This is a genomic window from Kocuria subflava (assembly GCF_012163155.1).
Taxonomy (GTDB): domain Bacteria; phylum Actinomycetota; class Actinomycetes; order Actinomycetales; family Micrococcaceae; genus Kocuria; species Kocuria subflava.
The window spans coordinates 1-979 of record NZ_JAAVUN010000090.1 but is presented as its reverse complement, the minus strand read 5'-3'; the positions used below and the strand labels follow the sequence as shown (position 1 = coordinate 979).

Annotated in this window: 1 protein-coding gene; it reads left to right on the top strand. The window is 68.2% G+C overall.

Annotation, left to right across the window (positions count from 1 at the left end; translation table 11 throughout):
• Positions 1-119 precede the first annotated feature (119 nt).
• Positions 120-979, top strand: an 860-nt coding sequence (locus tag GTW58_RS13100; RefSeq protein WP_168023561.1) for an ISL3 family transposase, incomplete at its 3' end; no start/stop codon positions are given.

The following is a 979-nucleotide window of genomic DNA, read 5'->3' as shown; positions in this document are numbered from 1 at the left end:
GGCTCTTCGCAGCTGAGAGGGTAGCTGCGGGGCGTGGGCCGGGCGCGTCGGTGCCGGGATAGACGCCGAGGTCTCCCGAAGATGGAAGTTCTCACGCTCACCATCAGGAAGACCTCGACGTGCCCAACGCTACCTTCGACAGCCCCGACCTGACGACCTTCACCCGGCTCGAGGAGCTCGGTCTGGTCGTGGTCGGCCAAAGACTCACGGCCCACCGAGCGGTGCTGGAATGCCGGGTCGCCGAGGAGGATCCATGGTGCCGCGCCTGCGGAGCACTCTCGACCTCGCGGGGCTCCATCTCGCGGACCCTGGCGCATGAGCCGTTCGGTCACCGTCCCACGACGCTGTTAGTACGGATCCGCCGTTACCGGTGTGACCACTGCGGGTACCGCTGGCGCGAGGACATCACCGCTGCAGCGGCCGAGCGGGCGAAGCTCTCCCGTGGCGGGATGCGTTGGGCGCTGGAGGCCCTGGTCATCGATCACCTTTCGATCGCGCGGGTCGCCGCTGGGCTGGGCGTGGCCTGGCACACCGCGAACGACGCCGTCTTGGCCGAGGGGAAACGACTGCTCATCGATGACCCGGCCCGCTTCGACGGCGTTCGCGTGATCGGCGTCGATGAACATGTCTGGCGCCACACCCGCCGCGGCGACAAGTACGTCACCGTGATCATCGACCTCACCCCCATCAGGGACAAGACCGGGCCGGCGAGGCTGCTGGACATGCTCGAGGGACGTTCCAAAGCAGCGTTCAAGGCTTGGCTGGAGGCCCGCCCCGAGGCGTGGAAGGACCGTATCGAGGTCGTCGCGATGGACGGGTTCTCCGGGTTCAAGACCGCCACCAGCGAGGCCCTGCCCGGCGCGGTCGCGGTGATGGATCCGTTCCACGTCGTCCGCCTCGCCGGGGACGCTCTGGACGACTGTCGGCGCCGGATCCAGCAGCAGCTCCACAAACGCAGAGGCCGTAAGGACGACCCGCT